This window comes from Ectorhizobium quercum (assembly GCF_026552795.1).
GTDB classification, from domain to species: domain Bacteria; phylum Pseudomonadota; class Alphaproteobacteria; order Rhizobiales; family Rhizobiaceae; genus Ectorhizobium; species Ectorhizobium quercum.
This window is the reverse complement of record NZ_JANFPI010000005.1, coordinates 174,854-190,088: the sequence shown is the minus strand read 5'-3', so window position 1 is coordinate 190,088 and position 15,235 is coordinate 174,854. Positions and strand designations below refer to the sequence as shown.

Annotated in this window: 13 protein-coding genes; 8 read left to right on the top strand and 5 right to left on the bottom strand. The window is 66.3% G+C overall.

The window, feature by feature from the left end:
• The first annotated feature begins 91 nt into the window (after positions 1-91).
• The 4 genes from NOF55_RS16005 to modC all read left to right on the top strand — a co-directional run bounded on the left by NOF55_RS16005 (position 92) and on the right by modC (position 5,407).
• Positions 92-2,623 (top strand): DUF1217 domain-containing protein, encoded by a 2,532-nt coding sequence (locus NOF55_RS16005; RefSeq protein ID WP_306410091.1) that lies wholly within the window; start codon positions 92-94, stop codon positions 2,621-2,623.
• Positions 2,624-2,759: 136 nt separating this feature from the next.
• The gene (gene modA, locus NOF55_RS16000) at positions 2,760-3,545 is read left to right on the top strand and encodes a molybdate ABC transporter substrate-binding protein (protein ID WP_306410092.1); all 786 of its coding nucleotides are present in this window, start codon (positions 2,760-2,762) and stop codon (positions 3,543-3,545) included.
• 6 nt (positions 3,546-3,551) lie between these two features.
• A complete protein-coding gene (gene modB, locus NOF55_RS15995) occupies positions 3,552-4,241 on the top strand; it encodes a molybdate ABC transporter permease subunit (protein ID WP_306410093.1) in 690 nt (229 codons plus the stop codon).
• Complete coding sequence (gene modC / locus NOF55_RS15990) at positions 4,238-5,407, top strand: molybdenum ABC transporter ATP-binding protein (RefSeq protein ID WP_306410094.1); 1,170 nt, start codon at positions 4,238-4,240, stop codon at positions 5,405-5,407. Before modB ends, modC begins: the two co-directional genes overlap by 4 nt.
• Here the strand turns inward: modC and NOF55_RS15985 are convergent.
• Genes NOF55_RS15985 through NOF55_RS15975 form a run of 3 tightly spaced genes read right to left on the bottom strand, consistent with a single transcriptional unit; the run spans position 5,314 to position 8,110 of the window.
• Positions 5,314-5,679 carry a winged helix-turn-helix domain-containing protein gene (locus tag NOF55_RS15985; protein ID WP_306410095.1) on the bottom strand — a complete coding sequence of 122 codons (366 nt, stop codon included), beginning with the start codon at positions 5,677-5,679 and terminating at the stop codon, positions 5,314-5,316. The two genes, modC and NOF55_RS15985, sit on opposite strands and share 94 nt — an antisense overlap.
• Positions 5,676-7,118, bottom strand: coding sequence for an FAD-binding oxidoreductase (locus tag NOF55_RS15980; RefSeq protein WP_306410096.1), 1,443 nt, complete (start codon positions 7,116-7,118; stop codon positions 5,676-5,678). The genes NOF55_RS15985 and NOF55_RS15980 overlap by 4 nt, the downstream gene beginning before the upstream one ends.
• On the bottom strand, positions 7,115-8,110 hold the full coding sequence (locus tag NOF55_RS15975; protein ID WP_306410097.1) for an L-threonylcarbamoyladenylate synthase: 996 nt from the start codon (positions 8,108-8,110) through the stop codon (positions 7,115-7,117). Before NOF55_RS15975 ends, NOF55_RS15980 begins: the two co-directional genes overlap by 4 nt.
• 229 nt (positions 8,111-8,339) lie before the next feature.
• Between NOF55_RS15975 and NOF55_RS15970 the strand changes: the two genes are divergently transcribed.
• The gene (locus NOF55_RS15970) at positions 8,340-8,843 is read left to right on the top strand and encodes a BA14K family protein (RefSeq protein WP_306410098.1); all 504 of its coding nucleotides are present in this window, start codon (positions 8,340-8,342) and stop codon (positions 8,841-8,843) included.
• A gap of 216 nt (positions 8,844-9,059) precedes the next feature.
• Positions 9,060-9,818, top strand: coding sequence for a crotonase/enoyl-CoA hydratase family protein (locus NOF55_RS15965; RefSeq protein WP_306410099.1), 759 nt, complete (start codon positions 9,060-9,062; stop codon positions 9,816-9,818).
• Positions 9,819-9,851: 33 nt separating this feature from the next.
• Here NOF55_RS15965 and NOF55_RS15960 read toward each other — a convergent pair whose 3' ends face one another.
• Together NOF55_RS15960 and NOF55_RS15955 are read right to left on the bottom strand one after the other, a co-directional pair.
• On the bottom strand, positions 9,852-11,102 hold the full coding sequence (locus NOF55_RS15960; protein ID WP_306410100.1) for a class I SAM-dependent RNA methyltransferase: 1,251 nt from the start codon (positions 11,100-11,102) through the stop codon (positions 9,852-9,854).
• Positions 11,099-11,851 carry a TlyA family RNA methyltransferase gene (locus tag NOF55_RS15955; protein WP_306410101.1) on the bottom strand — a complete coding sequence of 251 codons (753 nt, stop codon included), beginning with the start codon at positions 11,849-11,851 and terminating at the stop codon, positions 11,099-11,101. The genes NOF55_RS15960 and NOF55_RS15955 overlap by 4 nt, the downstream gene beginning before the upstream one ends.
• A gap of 299 nt (positions 11,852-12,150) precedes the next feature.
• On the opposite strand from NOF55_RS15955, the gene NOF55_RS15950 reads away from it, so the two are divergent.
• Complete coding sequence (locus NOF55_RS15950; protein WP_306410102.1) at positions 12,151-14,196, top strand: methyl-accepting chemotaxis protein; 2,046 nt, start codon at positions 12,151-12,153, stop codon at positions 14,194-14,196.
• Between the two features lie 111 nt (positions 14,197-14,307).
• Positions 14,308-15,207: a GGDEF domain-containing protein gene (locus NOF55_RS15945; protein WP_306410103.1), complete on the top strand. Its 900-nt coding sequence runs from the start codon at positions 14,308-14,310 to the stop codon at positions 15,205-15,207.
• Positions 15,208-15,235: the final 28 nt, after the last annotated feature.

The window sequence follows — 15,235 nt, the reverse complement described above, 5'->3', positions numbered from 1 at the left end:
GGCGCTAGAATGGCCGCCTGATCGTGCGACGCGATGTTTGCGTTACGATACGGGCCATGACCTCGGCCTTTTCCATCAAAGGAATTGTTGCGTGGCCCTGTCGACCTATACCAGCTACCTCATCGTTTCGAAGGACGTGAACACGTCGCTCAACCGGGTGGCATCGCAGGCGATGGTCAAGCGCGACACGGAGTATTATCAGGCCAATATCGGCAACGTGACCTCCGTCGACGAGTTCATGGCCGACTACCGCCTCTATTCCTATGCGACGAAGGCTTACGGTCTGGAAGACATGACCTATGCCAAGGCGTTCATCCGCAAGGTGCTGGAAAGCGACCTGACGGACAGCAACAGCTTCGCCAACAAGCTGACCGACAAGCGCTACCAGGAATTCGCCGCCGCCTTCAATTTTACCGGCGGCACCAGGGCGGCCCAGTCCGGCGCCCAGGAGGCCGACCTGCTGGCGGCCTACGAGGCGTCGTTCAGTGCGCAGGAAGCCGGGATCAACGCCGAGACGAGCTATTACGATACAACCATCGACGCCATCACCAGCGTCGACGGTCTGGTGAACAACAGCCGGCTGATGAGCTACGTGCTCAAGGCCAACGGCGTCTATTCGGATTACTACTCGCAGGACAAGCTGAGGCAGTTCCTGACCAGCGACATGGACGATCCGTCGAGCTATGCCAATGTCGAATATGTGCAGAAGCGCGCGACGCTGCTTCAGGACAACAGCGACATGCAGCAGATCACCAGCGTGATCTCCAGCCGCAACACCCTCGTCAACGCCAATGCGAACATCGACGCGCAGCTCAACAATCCGGACTCGACGCTGACGGCAGAACAGCGCCAGCAGCTCGAGGCGACCAGAGCCGCCAACCAGCAGACGATCGCCGGTTACGACAGCACCCTTCAAAGTGCCGTGGGCACCACGGACACCGCCGAACTGGCCGCCATCCGCTCGCGCTACAGCGCGGCGATCAGCGAGAACACGCGCCTCGTCGGGGTCATCGATTCCTTCCTGGCGCTGAAGGAGCAGTTTTCCTTCAACGCCGACGGCTCGCTGGCGGGCGCCACCGCGCAGACGGCGGAACAGAAGGAGGCGGTGACGACGGCCTATCTTCAGAACGTCTCCACCGGCCCGTCCTACACGCTCTTTACCGCCAACAAGGCGCATTACGAGCAGGTCATCGCCAATGCCACGACCGTCGACGATCTGGTCAACGACGCGCGTGTCGTGGAATATATCAAGACGGCCTACGGCATCAGCGCCATCACCGACGCATCGACCCTTCGCGGCATGCTGCTGAGCGACCCGGACAATTCCGGCAGTGCCGCCGCGATCAAGGGCTTCCAGGATTTCCCGCGCCTGTTCAACTTCAATTCCGACGGCACCGTGAAAAGCGGCATGACCGCGCAGAGCAACGAGACGATCACCTACACGAATGCGCGGGGCGTCGAGGTGACGGTCAACCCGCTGGCGGATAGTGCGTCCCGCTACAGGGCGAACTATCTCACGGCCTTCCAGGACGACATCGACGTCGCGATGGAGAACTACGAGAAGCGCATCGACGCGGTGCAGTCGGTCGACGATCTTTTCACCACGAACACGAGCTACTGGCAGAGCAATTCCGTCCAGTCCAGCGACTATGCGACCTACAGCAAGCAGCCGGAACTCTGGCAGATGGCGCTGGATGCATTCGGCGTGGATTCGACCAAATATTCCGAACACAAGCTTCGCCGCATCCTGACCAGCGACCTCGACGATCCGAAGAGCTACGTCTATTCGTTCAAGGACGAGAACCTGGTGAAATTCGCCAAGGCGTTCAACTTCGACACCCAGGGCAATATCGACGTGCCGCAGCAGGCGCAGTCGGAGCAGGTCGTCAACGATCTCACCTCGGAATACAAGTCCCGCATGGTCCGCTTCCTCTCCGGCAAGGAAGCCGAGACTGCCGCCGAGAAGGCCGATGCGGAGATCGGATACTACAAGGAGCAGGTCGCGCGCATCACGACGGTCGACGAGCTTCTCGCCGACTCGCGGCTCGTGAACGTCATGCTCCAGTCGCGCGGCATCGACCCGACGTCGGTCACGACCGCCGATCTGAAGAAGATGTTCCTGTCGGATCTGTCCGATCCGAAGAGTTTCGTGAACCAGCAGGACAACAGGGAACTGGCGGAGCTGGTCGCCTCGTTCAACTTCGACAGCGAGGGCAATCTCACTCAGGACAAGGACGTCATCGGCACCGTGCAGCAGCGCGGAGACGTGATCGAGACCATCAACCTCTATGTCCGCCAGACGCTGGAGGAGAACGAAGGCAATGCCTCCGAGGGCGTGCGCCTGGCGCTCTATTTCCAGCGCAAGGCGCCGGACATCACCACCGCCTACAACTTCCTCGCCGACACCGCGCTGACGCAGTTCTTCACCACGGCCTTCAGCCTGTCCGACTATTTCTCCAGCATGGACGTGGATCGCCAGAAGGAGATGGTCGAGAGGATGGTCGACGTGAAGCGGCTGGGCGATCCGGATTACGTGCGCACGCTGGTCCAGCGCTACACGGCCCTCTACGATGCGGCCAATAACACCGTTTCCTCCGCGGCACTGACCCTGCTGACGTCGTAGTGCCGCGCCGGTTTTTCACAGCCTTTTTTCCGGGCCGGTTCGCATGCACCGGCCTCTTTCATATTCGCGGATTCGAGGCGTTGACGTATTTCGGCCTTCGATATATTCGGTGAAACATATCGAAAGGAAGATTGCCATGAAACGTTTCACCGTGTCCGCCCGCCTTGGCGGCTTCATGCTCATGCTGCTGGCGCTGTTCGCCACTGTCCCCGCCCAGGCCGCCGAAAAGGTCACGGTGTTCGCCGCCGCCAGCCTCAAGGACGTGCTCACCGCCATTTCCGACGACTGGAAGGCGGAAACCGGCAACGATGTCGTCCTGTCCTTCGCCGGCAGTTCGGCGCTCGCCAAGCAGATTGGCGAGGGCGCGCCGGCCGACGTGTTCATCTCCGCCGACCTCGACTGGATGGATAATGTCGAGCAGCAGGATCTCCTGAAGGAGGGCACGCGCTTCTCGCTGCTCGCCAACCGCATCGTGCTGGTCGCACCCGCCGATTCCACCGCTGCGCTGACGATCGCGCCCGGCTTCGACCTGGCCGGCACGCTCGGCGACGAGAAGCTTGCGATGGCCAACACGGACAGCGTTCCCGCCGGCAAGTACGGCAAGGCCGCGCTGGAGAAGCTCGGCGTCTGGGATGCCGTCGCACCCAAGGTTGCGCAGGCCGAGAACGTCCGCGCCGCGCTGCTGCTCGTCGCCCGCGGCGAAGCGCCGCTCGGCATCGTCTACGAAACCGATGCCAAGGTCGATCCGCAGGTGAAGATCGTCGACCGTTTCCCCGAGGATACGCACGCGCCGATCATCTATCCCGCCGCCGTTCTCAAGGATGCCAGCTCCCCGGTCGCCACCGCGTTCCTCGACGCGCTGAAGACGGACAAGGCGAAAGAGGCCTTCGAAGCCGCCGGTTTCACCGTTCTGGCGCAGTAAGCCGGAATGGACCTGTCCGATGCCGAATGGGTCGCCGTCGCGCTCAGCCTGAAGGTGGCGGTGGTTGCCGTCGCCTTTTCCCTGCCCGTCGGCGTGGCCGTGGCTGTGCTCCTGTCACGCAGCCGGCTGCCGGGCATGGGCATCCTCAACGGGCTCGTGCATCTGCCACTCATCCTGCCGCCGGTCGTCACGGGCTATCTGTTGCTGATCGCCTTCGGGCGGCGCGGCTTCTTCGGCGCGTTTCTCGACCAGTGGTTCGGGCTGGTCTTCTCCTTCCGGTGGACGGGGGCGGCCCTTGCCGCCGCCGTCATGGGCTTTCCGCTCATGGTGCGCTCCATCCGGCTTTCGCTGGATGCGGTGGACCGCAAGCTGGAGGCGGCGGCCGCGACGCTCGGCGCCAGCCCCGTGAAGGTCTTTTTCACGGTCACGCTGCCGCTCATCCTGCCCGGCATCGTCGCAGGCGCCATTCTCGGCTTCGCCAAGGCGCTCGGCGAATTCGGCGCCACGATCACCTTCGTCTCGAACATTCCGGGTGAAACCCAGACGCTCGCCGCAGCCATCTACACCTACACCCAGGTTCCCGGCGGCGATGCGGGCGCGGCGCGGCTGACGGCGATCTCGATCGTCATATCGCTTGCCGCCCTGATCGGCTCCGAATTCCTGTCGCGGCGGATCGCGCGGAGGGTCGGCGCATGACGTTGCAGGTCGACATCACCCAGAAGCAGGGCGATTTCACGCTCCGGGCCGCTTTTTCCGGCGCGGACGGCCTCACGGCGCTGTCCGGGCCGTCCGGTTCCGGCAAGACGACGCTCATCAACCTGATCGCCGGCCTCGTGCCGCTCCAGGAAGGCCGCATCGTCTTCGGCGGCACGGTGTGGAACGACACGCGCAAGGGCATCTTCGTGCCGCCGCACCGGCGCCGGATCGGCTATGTCTTTCAGGAGGCGCGGCTCTTTCCGCATATCAGCGTGCGTGCCAATCTGGCCTATGGCATGGGCCGCGTTCCCAAGGCCGAACGCCCGGCGCGCATGGCGCGCGTCGCCGGCCTGCTGCGGATCGACCATCTGCTGGATCGCCGTCCGTCCGGCCTCTCCGGCGGCGAGAAGCAGCGCGTCGCGCTTGGCCGCGCGCTTCTGTCGGCGCCCGACCTTCTGCTGATGGACGAGCCGCTATCGGCCCTCGACGCCGCGCTCAAGGCGGAAATCCTGCCCGATATCGAACGCATCCGCGATGCCGAAGGCATTCCCATCCTCTATATCAGCCACTCGATGGAAGAGGTGGCGCGGCTCGCGACGCGGGTCGTGGCGATGGAGGCGGGTCGCGTCGTCGCAACCGGCGGCCCGGAAGCGGCGCTCGCCAGCGCGATCCCGGGAAAGCGTGCCGGCGCCTTCCTTGACGCGACGATCGCCGAGATCATGGACGGGGAGGGGCTGATGCTGGCCCGCTCCGCCGCCGGGCCGCTCTATCTGCTTGCCGCGCCGGTTTCCGTCGGAAAGGCGGTGCGCGTCTTCGTGCCGGCGTCGGAGGTGATGCTGTCCGTCGGGCTGCCGCAGGAAATCTCCGCCCTCAACCGTCTTTCCGGAACCGTTGCCGGCGTCAAGGAAGGGGCGGCGTCCGTCACCGTGGAACTGGATTGCGGCGGCGAGACCGTGCTTGCCGAAGTCACCCGCCGCTCGGCCGAGCGGCTGGGGATCGCGCCGGGCGTGGCGCTCAACGCACTGTTCAAGGCGGTGCGCATGGAGCCCGAAAGCCTGTTCCGGCAGACGGGTCAGCCGGACCTTTCCGAAGCGGCCAGCGCCGAAGCGAGACAGTCTAGGTCGCTTTCGATGGTGCTGCGCGTCGCCTGCTCCATGCGGCGGTAGCGGGCGAGAAGTTCCTGACCGAACGGGGTCAGTTCCGCGCCGCCGCCGGCCTTGCCGCCGTGTCGCGTCACCACCGAAGGCTCGCGGAACATGCGGTTGATCTCATCGACCAGCATCCAGGCGCGGCGATAGGACATGTCCATCGCCGCCCCGGCCGCGCTGATCGAGCCGTGCCGCTCCACGAGTTCGAGAAGATCGGCCTTGCCCGGCCCGAGACGGAAACCGTTCGGAAAATCGATGCGCAGCGACGTTCTCGCAACCCCTTCGTTCATGATTGCGCCTTGAGCACCTTGTCCGGGTTCATGATGCCCGCCGGATCGAAGGCGGACTTGATGCGGCGCATGAGCTGCATCTCGATGCCATCGCCGCGCACCTCCGCCAGTTCGTCGCGCTTGATCTGGCCGATGCCGTGTTCGGCGGAAATGGAGCCGCCATGCCGGATGACGATGGCGTGGACGATGCGGTTGATCTCGTGCCAGCGGGCGAGGAAGGCCTGCTTGTCGGCGCCGATGGGTTGCGAGACGTTGTAGTGGATATTGCCGTCGCCCATGTGGCCGAAGGCGCAGATGCGCGCGCCGGGGATCGCCTCCATGACAGCGTCGCCCGCCTCGGCGATGAAGGCGGGTATCCGCGAAACGGGCACGGAAACGTCGTGCTTGATCGAGCCGCCTTCGGGGCGCTGCGATTCCGACATGCTCTCGCGCAGGTGCCACAACGCATCCTGCTGGGCGACGGAGGAGGCGATCACGGCGTCGTTGATGATGCCGCGCTCGAAGGCCTGTTCGAGAACGCTGGTCATCATCGCGGCGGCCGTTTCCTCGGAATCGGCGGTGGAGATGTCGATCAGCGCGTACCAGGGATGCACGCCATCGGGCAGCGGGTCGCGCACGCCCTCGATGTGCCTGACGGTGAATTCGAGACCGATGCGGGCGATGATCTCGAAGCCGGTCAGCGCCGTGTGGCACAGGCCGGAGGCGAGATCGAACAGGGCCAGCGCGTCTTCCGGCGTATTCAGCCCGGCAAAGGCCACCTGATGGCCGACGGGGCGGGGGAAGAGCTTCAGCACCGCCCCGGTGATGACGCCGAGCGTGCCTTCCGAGCCGATGAAGAGGTCGCGCAGGTCGTAGCCGGTATTGTCCTTCTTCAGCCGGCGCAGCCCGTCCCAGATCTCGCCGGTCGGCAGCACCACCTCAAGGCCGAGGCAGAGGTTGCGGGTGTTGCCATAGGCGAGAACGCCGGTTCCTCCCGCATTGGTCGCAAGGTTGCCGCCGATGCGGCAGGATCCTTCCGCGCCGAGCGACAGCGGAAACAGTCGGTTGACGCCTTCCGCCGCCTTCTGAACATCGGCCAGGATGACGCCGGCGTCGCAGACCAGCACGTTGGCCACCGGGTCGACATCGCGGATGCGGTTCATACGCTCGATCGAAAGCACCACGTCCGGCTTGTCCCGGCGCGGGATCTGCCCGCCGACGAGGCCGGTATTGCCGCTCTGCGGCACGATGGCCGTGCCGGTTTCGCTGGCAAGTTTCAGGATCGCCGCGACCTCCTGCACCGAGCCGGGGCGCAGGACGAGGGGCGAGGCGGCCGGGTAGAAGGCGCGCGGCTCGCGCAGATAGGGTTCCTGCGCCGCCGGTTCGCGGATCGCATAGGCGCTGCCGACGATGGCGGCGAAACGGTCGAGAAGGGCGCTGGAGGGAGCGGCGTCGGTCATGATGCTTCGTCTTTTTCCGGTCTCGGGGCGGCGGCGCGGGCCAGCCGGTCGTTGACGGCCTCGCCAAGGCCGGTCGGGGGAATGGGGGAAACGGCGATGGAGGTGGCGCCGGTCTCGTCGGCCCGCTTCATCAGTTCGAACAGGCGGGAGGCGGCCTCCGCCGGATCGCCCGCGGCGCTGAGCGCGAAGACGGCGACGGCCGCGTCCTCGCCCGGAACGGCAGCGGAGCCGAATTTCAGGAACGCCTCGCCGGGGCGCACCTCGGTGGCGCCGATGCGCACGGCGGCGCGCGGCGCGTAATGCGAGGCCAGCATGCCCGGCGCCTCGATGGCCGCCGACGCGGCCTGGCCGCGGCTGACCGGCACGCCCGCGACGCGCTCGATGTCGTCGACGGAAAGCCCGCCGGGCCGCAGGAGCCTCAGCGTGCCGTCGCCCTCCACCTTGACGATGGTGGATTCGACCCCGACCCGGGCCGGGCCGCCGTCGAGAATGAGTTCGATCCGCTCGCCCAGTCCCGCCTCGACATGGGCGGCGGTCGTCGGGCTGATCCGTCCGGAGGGATTGGCGCTCGGCGCGGCGAGCGGCTTTCCATAGGCGGCGATCAGCCTGCCGGCAAAGCCGCGTGGAACGCGGATGCCGACGCTCGGCAGGCCGGCGGTGGCTTCCGGCGCGATCGGGCTGCCGGCCCTGAGCGGCAGGACGAGGGTGAGCGGGCCGGGCCAGAAGGCTTCCGCCAGCCGCCGCGACAAGGGGTCGAAATCGGCATGACGCTCGGCCATGACGAGATCGGACATGTGGCAGATCAGCGGGTTGACGCTCGGCCGGCCCTTGACGGCGTAGATGGTGCGCACGGCGCCGGAATCGGTGGCGTCGGCGGCGAGCCCGTAGACGGTCTCGGTGGGGATCGCGACCGGCAGGCCGCGTGCGAGCACGGCAACCGCCTGCGCGAGCGAGGCTTCCTCCTGCCCTTCGATCTGAAGCGTTTTCGCCATTCCGTTCCGCCTTCCGAAGGCCCGAGTCCTTAGCGCGGAACGATACGGGCAATCAATCGTTTTAGCCGTGCAGGCGACGCGCAAAAGCACTTTTTCGTTGAGCGCTCTGTTCCCCCGCGGCATCGTGGGGGTGGGAGGTTCCGTTAATGCGCGGTTCAGGCGGCGCAGGCTAGAACGGATACATCAAGAGGTCGGCAGGCGCCGACCGATAACTGGAGGGATGCAAAAGATGAGCAGGCTTACCAAGACGCTTCTCTCGGCCGGTCTTTCGGCGATCATGGTTGTCGGCACGCTTCTGCCGGTCCAGGCCATGCCGCTGGTCAGGGCCCCGGCTGCGGTCGATGCCAATATTGAACTCGCCCAGTGGGACCGGAGGGACTACCGCCACAGGCCGCCGCCGCGCTACGACGACCGTCGGGGGCCGCCGCGCAACTTCAATCGCGCGCCGCCGCCGCGCCAGGGTTGGCATAACGGCCACCGCGGCTATCGCCAGGCGCGTCCGGGCTACCGTTATCACAACGGCTACTGGTTCCCGCTTGCGGCCTTCGCGGCCGGCGCCATCATCGGCGGCGCGGCTTCCCAGCCGACGGTTCCGCGTGCGGCTCCGTCCTCGGGCATCAACCCGCGGCATTACGACTGGTGTTCGTCGCGCTACCGCTCGTACCGGTCCTACGACAACACGTTCCAGCCCTATAACGGGCCGCGCCAGCAGTGCTATTCGCCCTATTTCTGAGCGCGGGAACGGTTTTCCATCCTTCGACGCCCGGCCTTCGTGCCGGGCGTTTGCATGTCCGGCACACTCTTTATTTGACGTTTACGTAAAATCCTCTTAACAGAAAACGGAAACGTTTCGCTAAAAGCTTTGCAAAGCGTTTCAGGGATTGGCAGGAAGTTCTTGCGATGCTCGACGGAGGCTGGGATCGCGAAACGCGCCGGAGGAGAGATATCGATGTCCGAACACCACATTCTCCTGGAACGGGTGGAAACCTATCCGGGTGTGCAGATCATCCGCTTCAACAGGCCGGAGAAGAAGAACGCGATCACCGAGGCCATGTATGCCCGCATGGCGGAGGCGCTGACGACGGCGAACACGGATTCCGCCGTCCGCGCCATCGCCTTTCTCGGCACCGACGGCTGTTTTACCGCCGGCAACGACATGAAGGATTTTCTCGCCTATGCGATGGGCGGTTCGCTGGCCCGTCCCGTCGCCTTCGACTTCCTCCAGGAACTGGCCGATAGCGCCAAGCCCATCGTCTCCGGCGTCGACGGCCTCGCCATCGGCATCGGCACGACGATCAACATGCATTGCGACCTGACCGTCGCTTCGCCGCGCAGCCTGTTCAAGGCGCCCTTCGTCGATCTCGGCCTGGTTCCCGAGGCGGGATCGAGCCTGATCGCGCCGCGCGTCATGGGCTACCAGCGCGCCTTCGCCCTGCTTGTCGCCGGCGAAGGCTTTTCCGGCGTCGAGGCGAAGGATGCCGGGCTGGTCTACCGCGTCGTCGAACCGGACGAGGTGGCGCCGGAAACCCTGCGCCTCGCCGCGCGCCTCGCCAGCCTGCCGCCGGAGGCGCTCGCCATCTCCCGGCAACTGCTGCGTGGTGATCGCGGCCCGCTGATGGAACGGATGAACGAGGAACTGGTCTCTTTCGCCGCCCGCCTCAGGAGCGCGGAAGCCCGCCGCGCCTTCGAAGCCTTCCTCAACCGGTGACGGAGCGGCGGCAGGGGACGGTCCCCCGCCGGTTCATTTCGAAAGCAGCGCCACCGTTTCCACATGCGTCGACCAGAGGAATTGGTCGATGGGCGTGACGCTGTTAATGCGATAGCCGCCGTCCGTGAGAAGTTTCAGGTCGCGGGCAAGCGTCAGCGGATTGCAGGAAACGGCCGCGACCCGCGAAATGCCCGAGCGCACCAGCTCTTTCACCTGCGCTTCCGCTCCGGCGCGGGGCGGATCGAAGACGAGGCCGTCATAGGCCTTGAGTTCGCTGGTCATCAGCGGCCGGCGGAAAAGATCGCGCTTCTCCACCGTCACCGGCTTCAGCCCCTGCGTGTTGCGTGCCGCATGGTCCAGTGCCGCCAGCGCCTTGCCGTCGCCCTCGACGGCGTGGACTCTCGTCCGGCGCGCCAGCCGCAGCGCGAACGTGCCGGCGCCGGCAAACAGGTCGGCGACCTTCTTTGCCTTCGAAAGATGCCCGAGCACGAGTTCGGCCATCGCGTCTTCCGCCGGCCGGGTGGCCTGCGTGAAGCCGGCGGGCGGCGGCACGACGGGAATGCCGCCGAAATCGATGAGCGGCTTCACCGGCTCGATCAGGATTTCGCCGTCGAGCGAGACGCGGGCGATGCCCCTGAGTTTCAGAACGGTCTGGGTCATGGCCCGGCGCTCCCTGTCGCCGGCCTTGCGGATGCCTTCGAAGCCGAGGTCGAGCCCGGTCGAGGTTTCCAGGACGGTGACGCGGAATGGATCGGGACCGGTCGCCAGCGAGGCGGCGATGGCACGGATATCGGCAAGCCGCGCCACGATGCCCGGCGCGGCGATGGGACATTCCGCAATCGCGATGATGTGGTGGCTGCCGGCCTGGTTGAAGCCGAGCAGCATGTCCTTTTCCGTCCGGCGCAGGGTGAAGACGGTGCGCCGCCGCTCGCCCGGCCGGGCGGGAATAAGCGCGCCGACCTCGGTGTCGAGGCCTTTGGCCTTCAGCGCATCCGCCACCAGCGCGCGCTTGAAGGCGCGGTAGGGCGCGTCGGCGTAATGTTGCAGCGAACAGCCGCCGCAGGCCCCGCCCTCGGCATCGGGGCCGAAGTGGCGACAGGGCGGTTCGCGCCGGTCGGGAGAGGCAACGGAAAGCGACATGATCGTGCCGTGGTTCCTGACCCGCGCGATGGCCGCGACCTCGCCGGGCAGGGCGAAGGGCACATAGACCGTGCCGCTGGCGGTGTGGGCGATGCCGTCGCCTTCGGCCCCGAGGCTGGCGATCGTGACCGTTTCCGTGCTCATGCTTTTCTCCCGGCGAGCAGGAACTCGCGGTTGCCGTCGCCGCCCTCGATGGGCGAGGGGATCAGTCCGAGGCTCGTCCAGCCCATGTCGAGCACCAGCCAGTCTTCCAGCCCGGCGGCGACGGCGGGCGCCGTTTCCGGCTCCTTCAGAAGTCCCGCCTTGCTGATCGCCTCCCGCCCCGCCTCGAACTGCGGCTTGACCAGCAGGACGCAGGACGCGCCGGGGCGCGCGAGCGTGAGCGCCGGCGCCAGCGCCAGTTTCAGCGAGATGAAGGAAACGTCGGAGACGATGAAGCCCACCGCAACGTTACCGATGTCGCCGGCCGTCAGGTGGCGCGCGTTCAGGCCCTCGATGTTCGCGACCTTCGGATGGGCGGCAAGCGTCGGATGCATCTGGCCGTGCCCGACATCGACGGCGGTGACGCGATCCGCGCCGCGTTCGAGCAGCACCTGCGTGAAGCCGCCGGTAGATGCGCCGACGTCGAGGCAGGACAGGCCCGCCGGCGACAGCGCGAAAGTGTCGAGCGCCGCCACGAGCTTCAGCGCCGCGCGCGACACATAGGCCTGCGCCGGGTCGTCGATGGCGATATCCGCATCGGCCGCGACGTTCGCCGCGGGCTTCGTCACCGTGCGGCCGTTCACCGTCACCGTGCCGCGCTGCACGGCGTCGCGGGCCCGCGAGCGGCTTTCGAAAAGGCCGCGTGCCAGCAGAAGCTGGTCGAGCCGCAAATCTTCGGTTTTCTGTCCCATGCGACCGTCAATGACCGGCCTTTGCGGCGCGCGCAAGAAAATTGTTGTGCAAAACCGCCCGGCGCGCCGCGAAAATCCGCCATGCGGCGGAACGCCGCGCGGGGAGGGCACTTTCTTGGGGAAGCGGGTTAACATGATTTCAATACAAGCGCCGGACACTTGGCAGCGAGTTTACTGCCGGACATTACGGCAGCGCCGCCATGAGGGCGGCCATCTCCCACTTCGTGTCAACGCAAGCATGCGGCGGCAACGCCGGTTCCGGCGGCGCCTCGCCGGCCATAGTTCTGGAATTAAGTCCGATGTCCCTGAAGAATCTCTCGCTCAACCTGAAACTGGTTCTGACGTTCATGGCCATCATGAGCGTGTGCGCCTTCGCGTCGGCCTGGGTCTTCTGGAGTTCCATGCAGAACAACATGGCATCCGACGAGGTCGACCGCTTCAGCGAGGTGATGCTGAAGGCCGACGATGCGCAGGCTGCGATGCTGGAACAGGCCGTCAACCAGCGCGGCTACCTGTTGCTGCGCAGCGAGGGTGCCTACAACGACGTTTTCGCCAGCCGCGACAGGATGCTGGCGGCGCTGGACGACGCCGCCCGGCTGGCCGACGGAGACGCGCAGGCGCTGGCCGGGCTGTCGGCCATGCGCCAGGCCGCCGACGCCTTCCACACGCAACTGGCCGTGCCGCAGCTTGCGGCCCGCAAGGATACCGGCATGCCGGTATCGGAAATCGTCGAGATCGGCGGGAGTGCCGCGCGTAATCATCTCGACGCCTTCCGCCAGGCCTTCACCGGCTTCCGGGAGGATGTCGGCGGGCGCCGGGAACTGCTGATGGCCGAGCAGAACGTGCGCCAGACCGGCATCTACATCGCGCTCGGGCTCGGCGGCACGCTGGCGGGCGTCGTCGCCCTCCTGCTCGTCTGGCTCCTGTCGCGCTCCATCGTCACGCCGGTCGTGGGCATGACGGCGGCCATGAGCCGGCTGGCCGAGGGCGACCACGACATCGAGGTGCCTGCCGTCGACCGCGGCGACGAGGTGGGCCGCATGGCGCGGGCCGTTCTGGTCTTCAAGCAGGCCGCCATCGACAAGGAGCGTCTTTCGGGCGAGACCGAGCGCATGCGTACCGAGAGCGAGGAAGAGCGCCGCCGCAACGATGCGGACCGCGCCGAGCGCGACGGCCAGACCCGTTTCGCCGTCGAGCAGCTGGCCGACGGTCTGCGGGCGCTGTCGGACGGCGATGTCTCCTATCGCCTCGACAGGGATTTCGCGCCGCATCTGGACGAGCTGCGCGTCGACTTCAACAATGCGCTGGAGAAATTGCAGGCGACGTTGAGGGCGGTCGGCACGACCGCCGCCACCCTGCGGGCCGGCGCCTCCGAAATCCTCTCGGCAACGGACGACCTCGCCCACCGCACCGAGCAGCAGGCGGCCTCCGTGGAGGAGACGGCGGCGGCGCTGGAGCAGGTCACGACCACCGTGCGCGATTCGGCCAAGGGTGCCGAACAGGCCGGCCAGCTCGTCGCCAAGGCGAAGGGCGAGGCGGAGAAGTCCGGCGATGTCATGCGCCGCGCCGTCTCGGCCATGCGGGAGATCGAGAAGTCGTCGGCGGCGATCGGCAGCATCATCGGCGTCATCGACGAGATCGCCTTCCAGACCAATCTTCTGGCGCTCAATGCCGGGGTCGAGGCGGCCCGTGCCGGCGATGCCGGCAAGGGCTTCGCCGTCGTGGCGCAGGAGGTGCGCGAACTCGCCCAGCGCTCGGCCAATGCGGCCAAGGAGATCAAGACCCTGATCAACGCGTCGAGCCAGCAGGTGCTCAACGGCGTCAACCTCGTCGACGAGACCGGCAAGGCACTGGAGGCGATCATCGTCGAGGTCGAGGAGATCGACGCCCATGTGTCGACCATCGTGATCGCTGCGCGGGAACAGGCGACGGGCCTTCAGGAAATCAATGCCGCCGTCAACACGATGGATCAGGGCACGCAGAAGAACGCCGCGATGGTGGAGCAGCAGACGGCGGCAAGCCATACGCTGGCCGGCGAGGCGCAGTCGCTGAACGACTTGCTCGCGCAGTTCAGGATCGACGGGGAAGCCGCCGTCGCCGGCGCTCCGCAGCCGCGCGCGCAGGGTTTTTCGCCCGCCGGGGCATCCGGTGCCGCCGCATCGCGTCCGGCGGCCCAGCCGGTCGCGCGCCAGCCGGTCCGCAAGATCACGACGCCGCAGGCCGCGCCCGAGACGGCCCGCCCGGTTCCCTCGCCGGCCCATGCGCTCGGCCAGAAGCTTGCCGGTGCGTTCGGCGCCCGGCAGGAAGAGGGCGGCAGGAGCGATCCGGACTGGACGGAGTTCTGAACCGCCCTGTCGCGACGGTTGCCTGCCGGAGCGTTTCGAGCAAAAATGTGAAGCGGTTTTGCGTTCGGAAAGGACGGGTGGACGATCCGGCGAACACGAAAGGGGATGGGAATGTTGTCCGAAAAGGTTCTCAGGGAGGCGCTGGCCGACCTCTTCGATTTCTCCCCCGTTCCCTTTTCCATTTCGACGATCGAGCATAATTCCCGCTATGTGAAGGTGAACCAGGCCTATCTTTCGCTGGTCGGGCGGAGCTGGCCGCAACTGGAGGGCCAGTCGCTGTCCATCGACCTTCCCTACGGCCTAGACGATCCGGCCCGGCTGCAACGCATGCATCTTCTGGAAACGCAGGGCTTTTACGACCTGGCCGAGGTCGAGATGATCGATTCCGGCAATCGGCTCATTCCAACACTGATCAGCGCGCAGAGGCGCCGCATTCATGGCGAGAGCTTCGACATCGAGTTCATCCTCGACAATTCCGCCCGAAAGGCTTTCGAGCATTCGATCATCGAGGCTGCCTTCACGGATTCCCTGACGGGCCTGCCCAATCGCCGCGCCTTCGACGACGCGCTGGCGAAGGCGCTCGACCGCCAGACGCCGCAGCAGAGCCTCGTTCTGGTCTATATCGACCTCAACGGCTTCAAGGGCGTCAACGATATCTACGGACACGCGGTCGGGGACGAATTGCTGCGCATTGTCGCCAAACGCCTGCGGGCCGCCATGAACGCCAGGGACTTCGTGGCACGGCTCGGCGGCGACGAGTTCGCGGCGATCCTGACGGTCCCGCGCGACAGAAAGCCGGTCGCGAGCCGCTTTTACGAGCTGGCGCAGGGCATCGTCGGCAATGTCGATCTCGATGGCGTCGCCCTGCCGGTCGGCGCCGCCGTCGGCGTGTCGGTCGCCGATGCCGTCGCCACGGCCGATTCCTTTCTCAACCACGCGGATTCGCTGATGTATCTGGCAAAGTCGAGCGGGAAGAGTATCGACGTGCGGATCGCGCCGTTCATGTCCTGAACGGTTCCCCGGGTGAGGGAGGCGCCAT

Excerpts from the sequence above, each read along its gene's own strand:
- NOF55_RS15955 (WP_306410101.1), bottom strand. The coding sequence starts at position 11,851 with ATGGGACAGAAAACCGAAGATTTGCGGCTCGACCAGCTTCTGCTGGCA.
- NOF55_RS15950 (WP_306410102.1), top strand. The coding sequence starts at position 12,151 with ATGTCCCTGAAGAATCTCTCGCTCAACCTGAAACTGGTTCTGACGTTC.
- NOF55_RS15970 (WP_306410098.1), top strand. The coding sequence starts at position 8,340 with ATGAGCAGGCTTACCAAGACGCTTCTCTCGGCCGGTCTTTCGGCGATC.
- modA (WP_306410092.1), top strand. The coding sequence starts at position 2,760 with ATGAAACGTTTCACCGTGTCCGCCCGCCTTGGCGGCTTCATGCTCATG.
- modB (WP_306410093.1), top strand. The coding sequence starts at position 3,552 with ATGGACCTGTCCGATGCCGAATGGGTCGCCGTCGCGCTCAGCCTGAAG.
- NOF55_RS15945 (WP_306410103.1), top strand. The coding sequence starts at position 14,308 with ATGTTGTCCGAAAAGGTTCTCAGGGAGGCGCTGGCCGACCTCTTCGAT.
- NOF55_RS15965 (WP_306410099.1), top strand. The coding sequence starts at position 9,060 with ATGTCCGAACACCACATTCTCCTGGAACGGGTGGAAACCTATCCGGGT.
- NOF55_RS15980 (WP_306410096.1), bottom strand. The coding sequence starts at position 7,118 with ATGACCGACGCCGCTCCCTCCAGCGCCCTTCTCGACCGTTTCGCCGCC.
- NOF55_RS15960 (WP_306410100.1), bottom strand. The coding sequence starts at position 11,102 with ATGAGCACGGAAACGGTCACGATCGCCAGCCTCGGGGCCGAAGGCGAC.
- modC (WP_306410094.1), top strand. The coding sequence starts at position 4,238 with ATGACGTTGCAGGTCGACATCACCCAGAAGCAGGGCGATTTCACGCTC.
- NOF55_RS15975 (WP_306410097.1), bottom strand. The coding sequence starts at position 8,110 with ATGGCGAAAACGCTTCAGATCGAAGGGCAGGAGGAAGCCTCGCTCGCG.
- NOF55_RS15985 (WP_306410095.1), bottom strand. The coding sequence starts at position 5,679 with ATGAACGAAGGGGTTGCGAGAACGTCGCTGCGCATCGATTTTCCGAAC.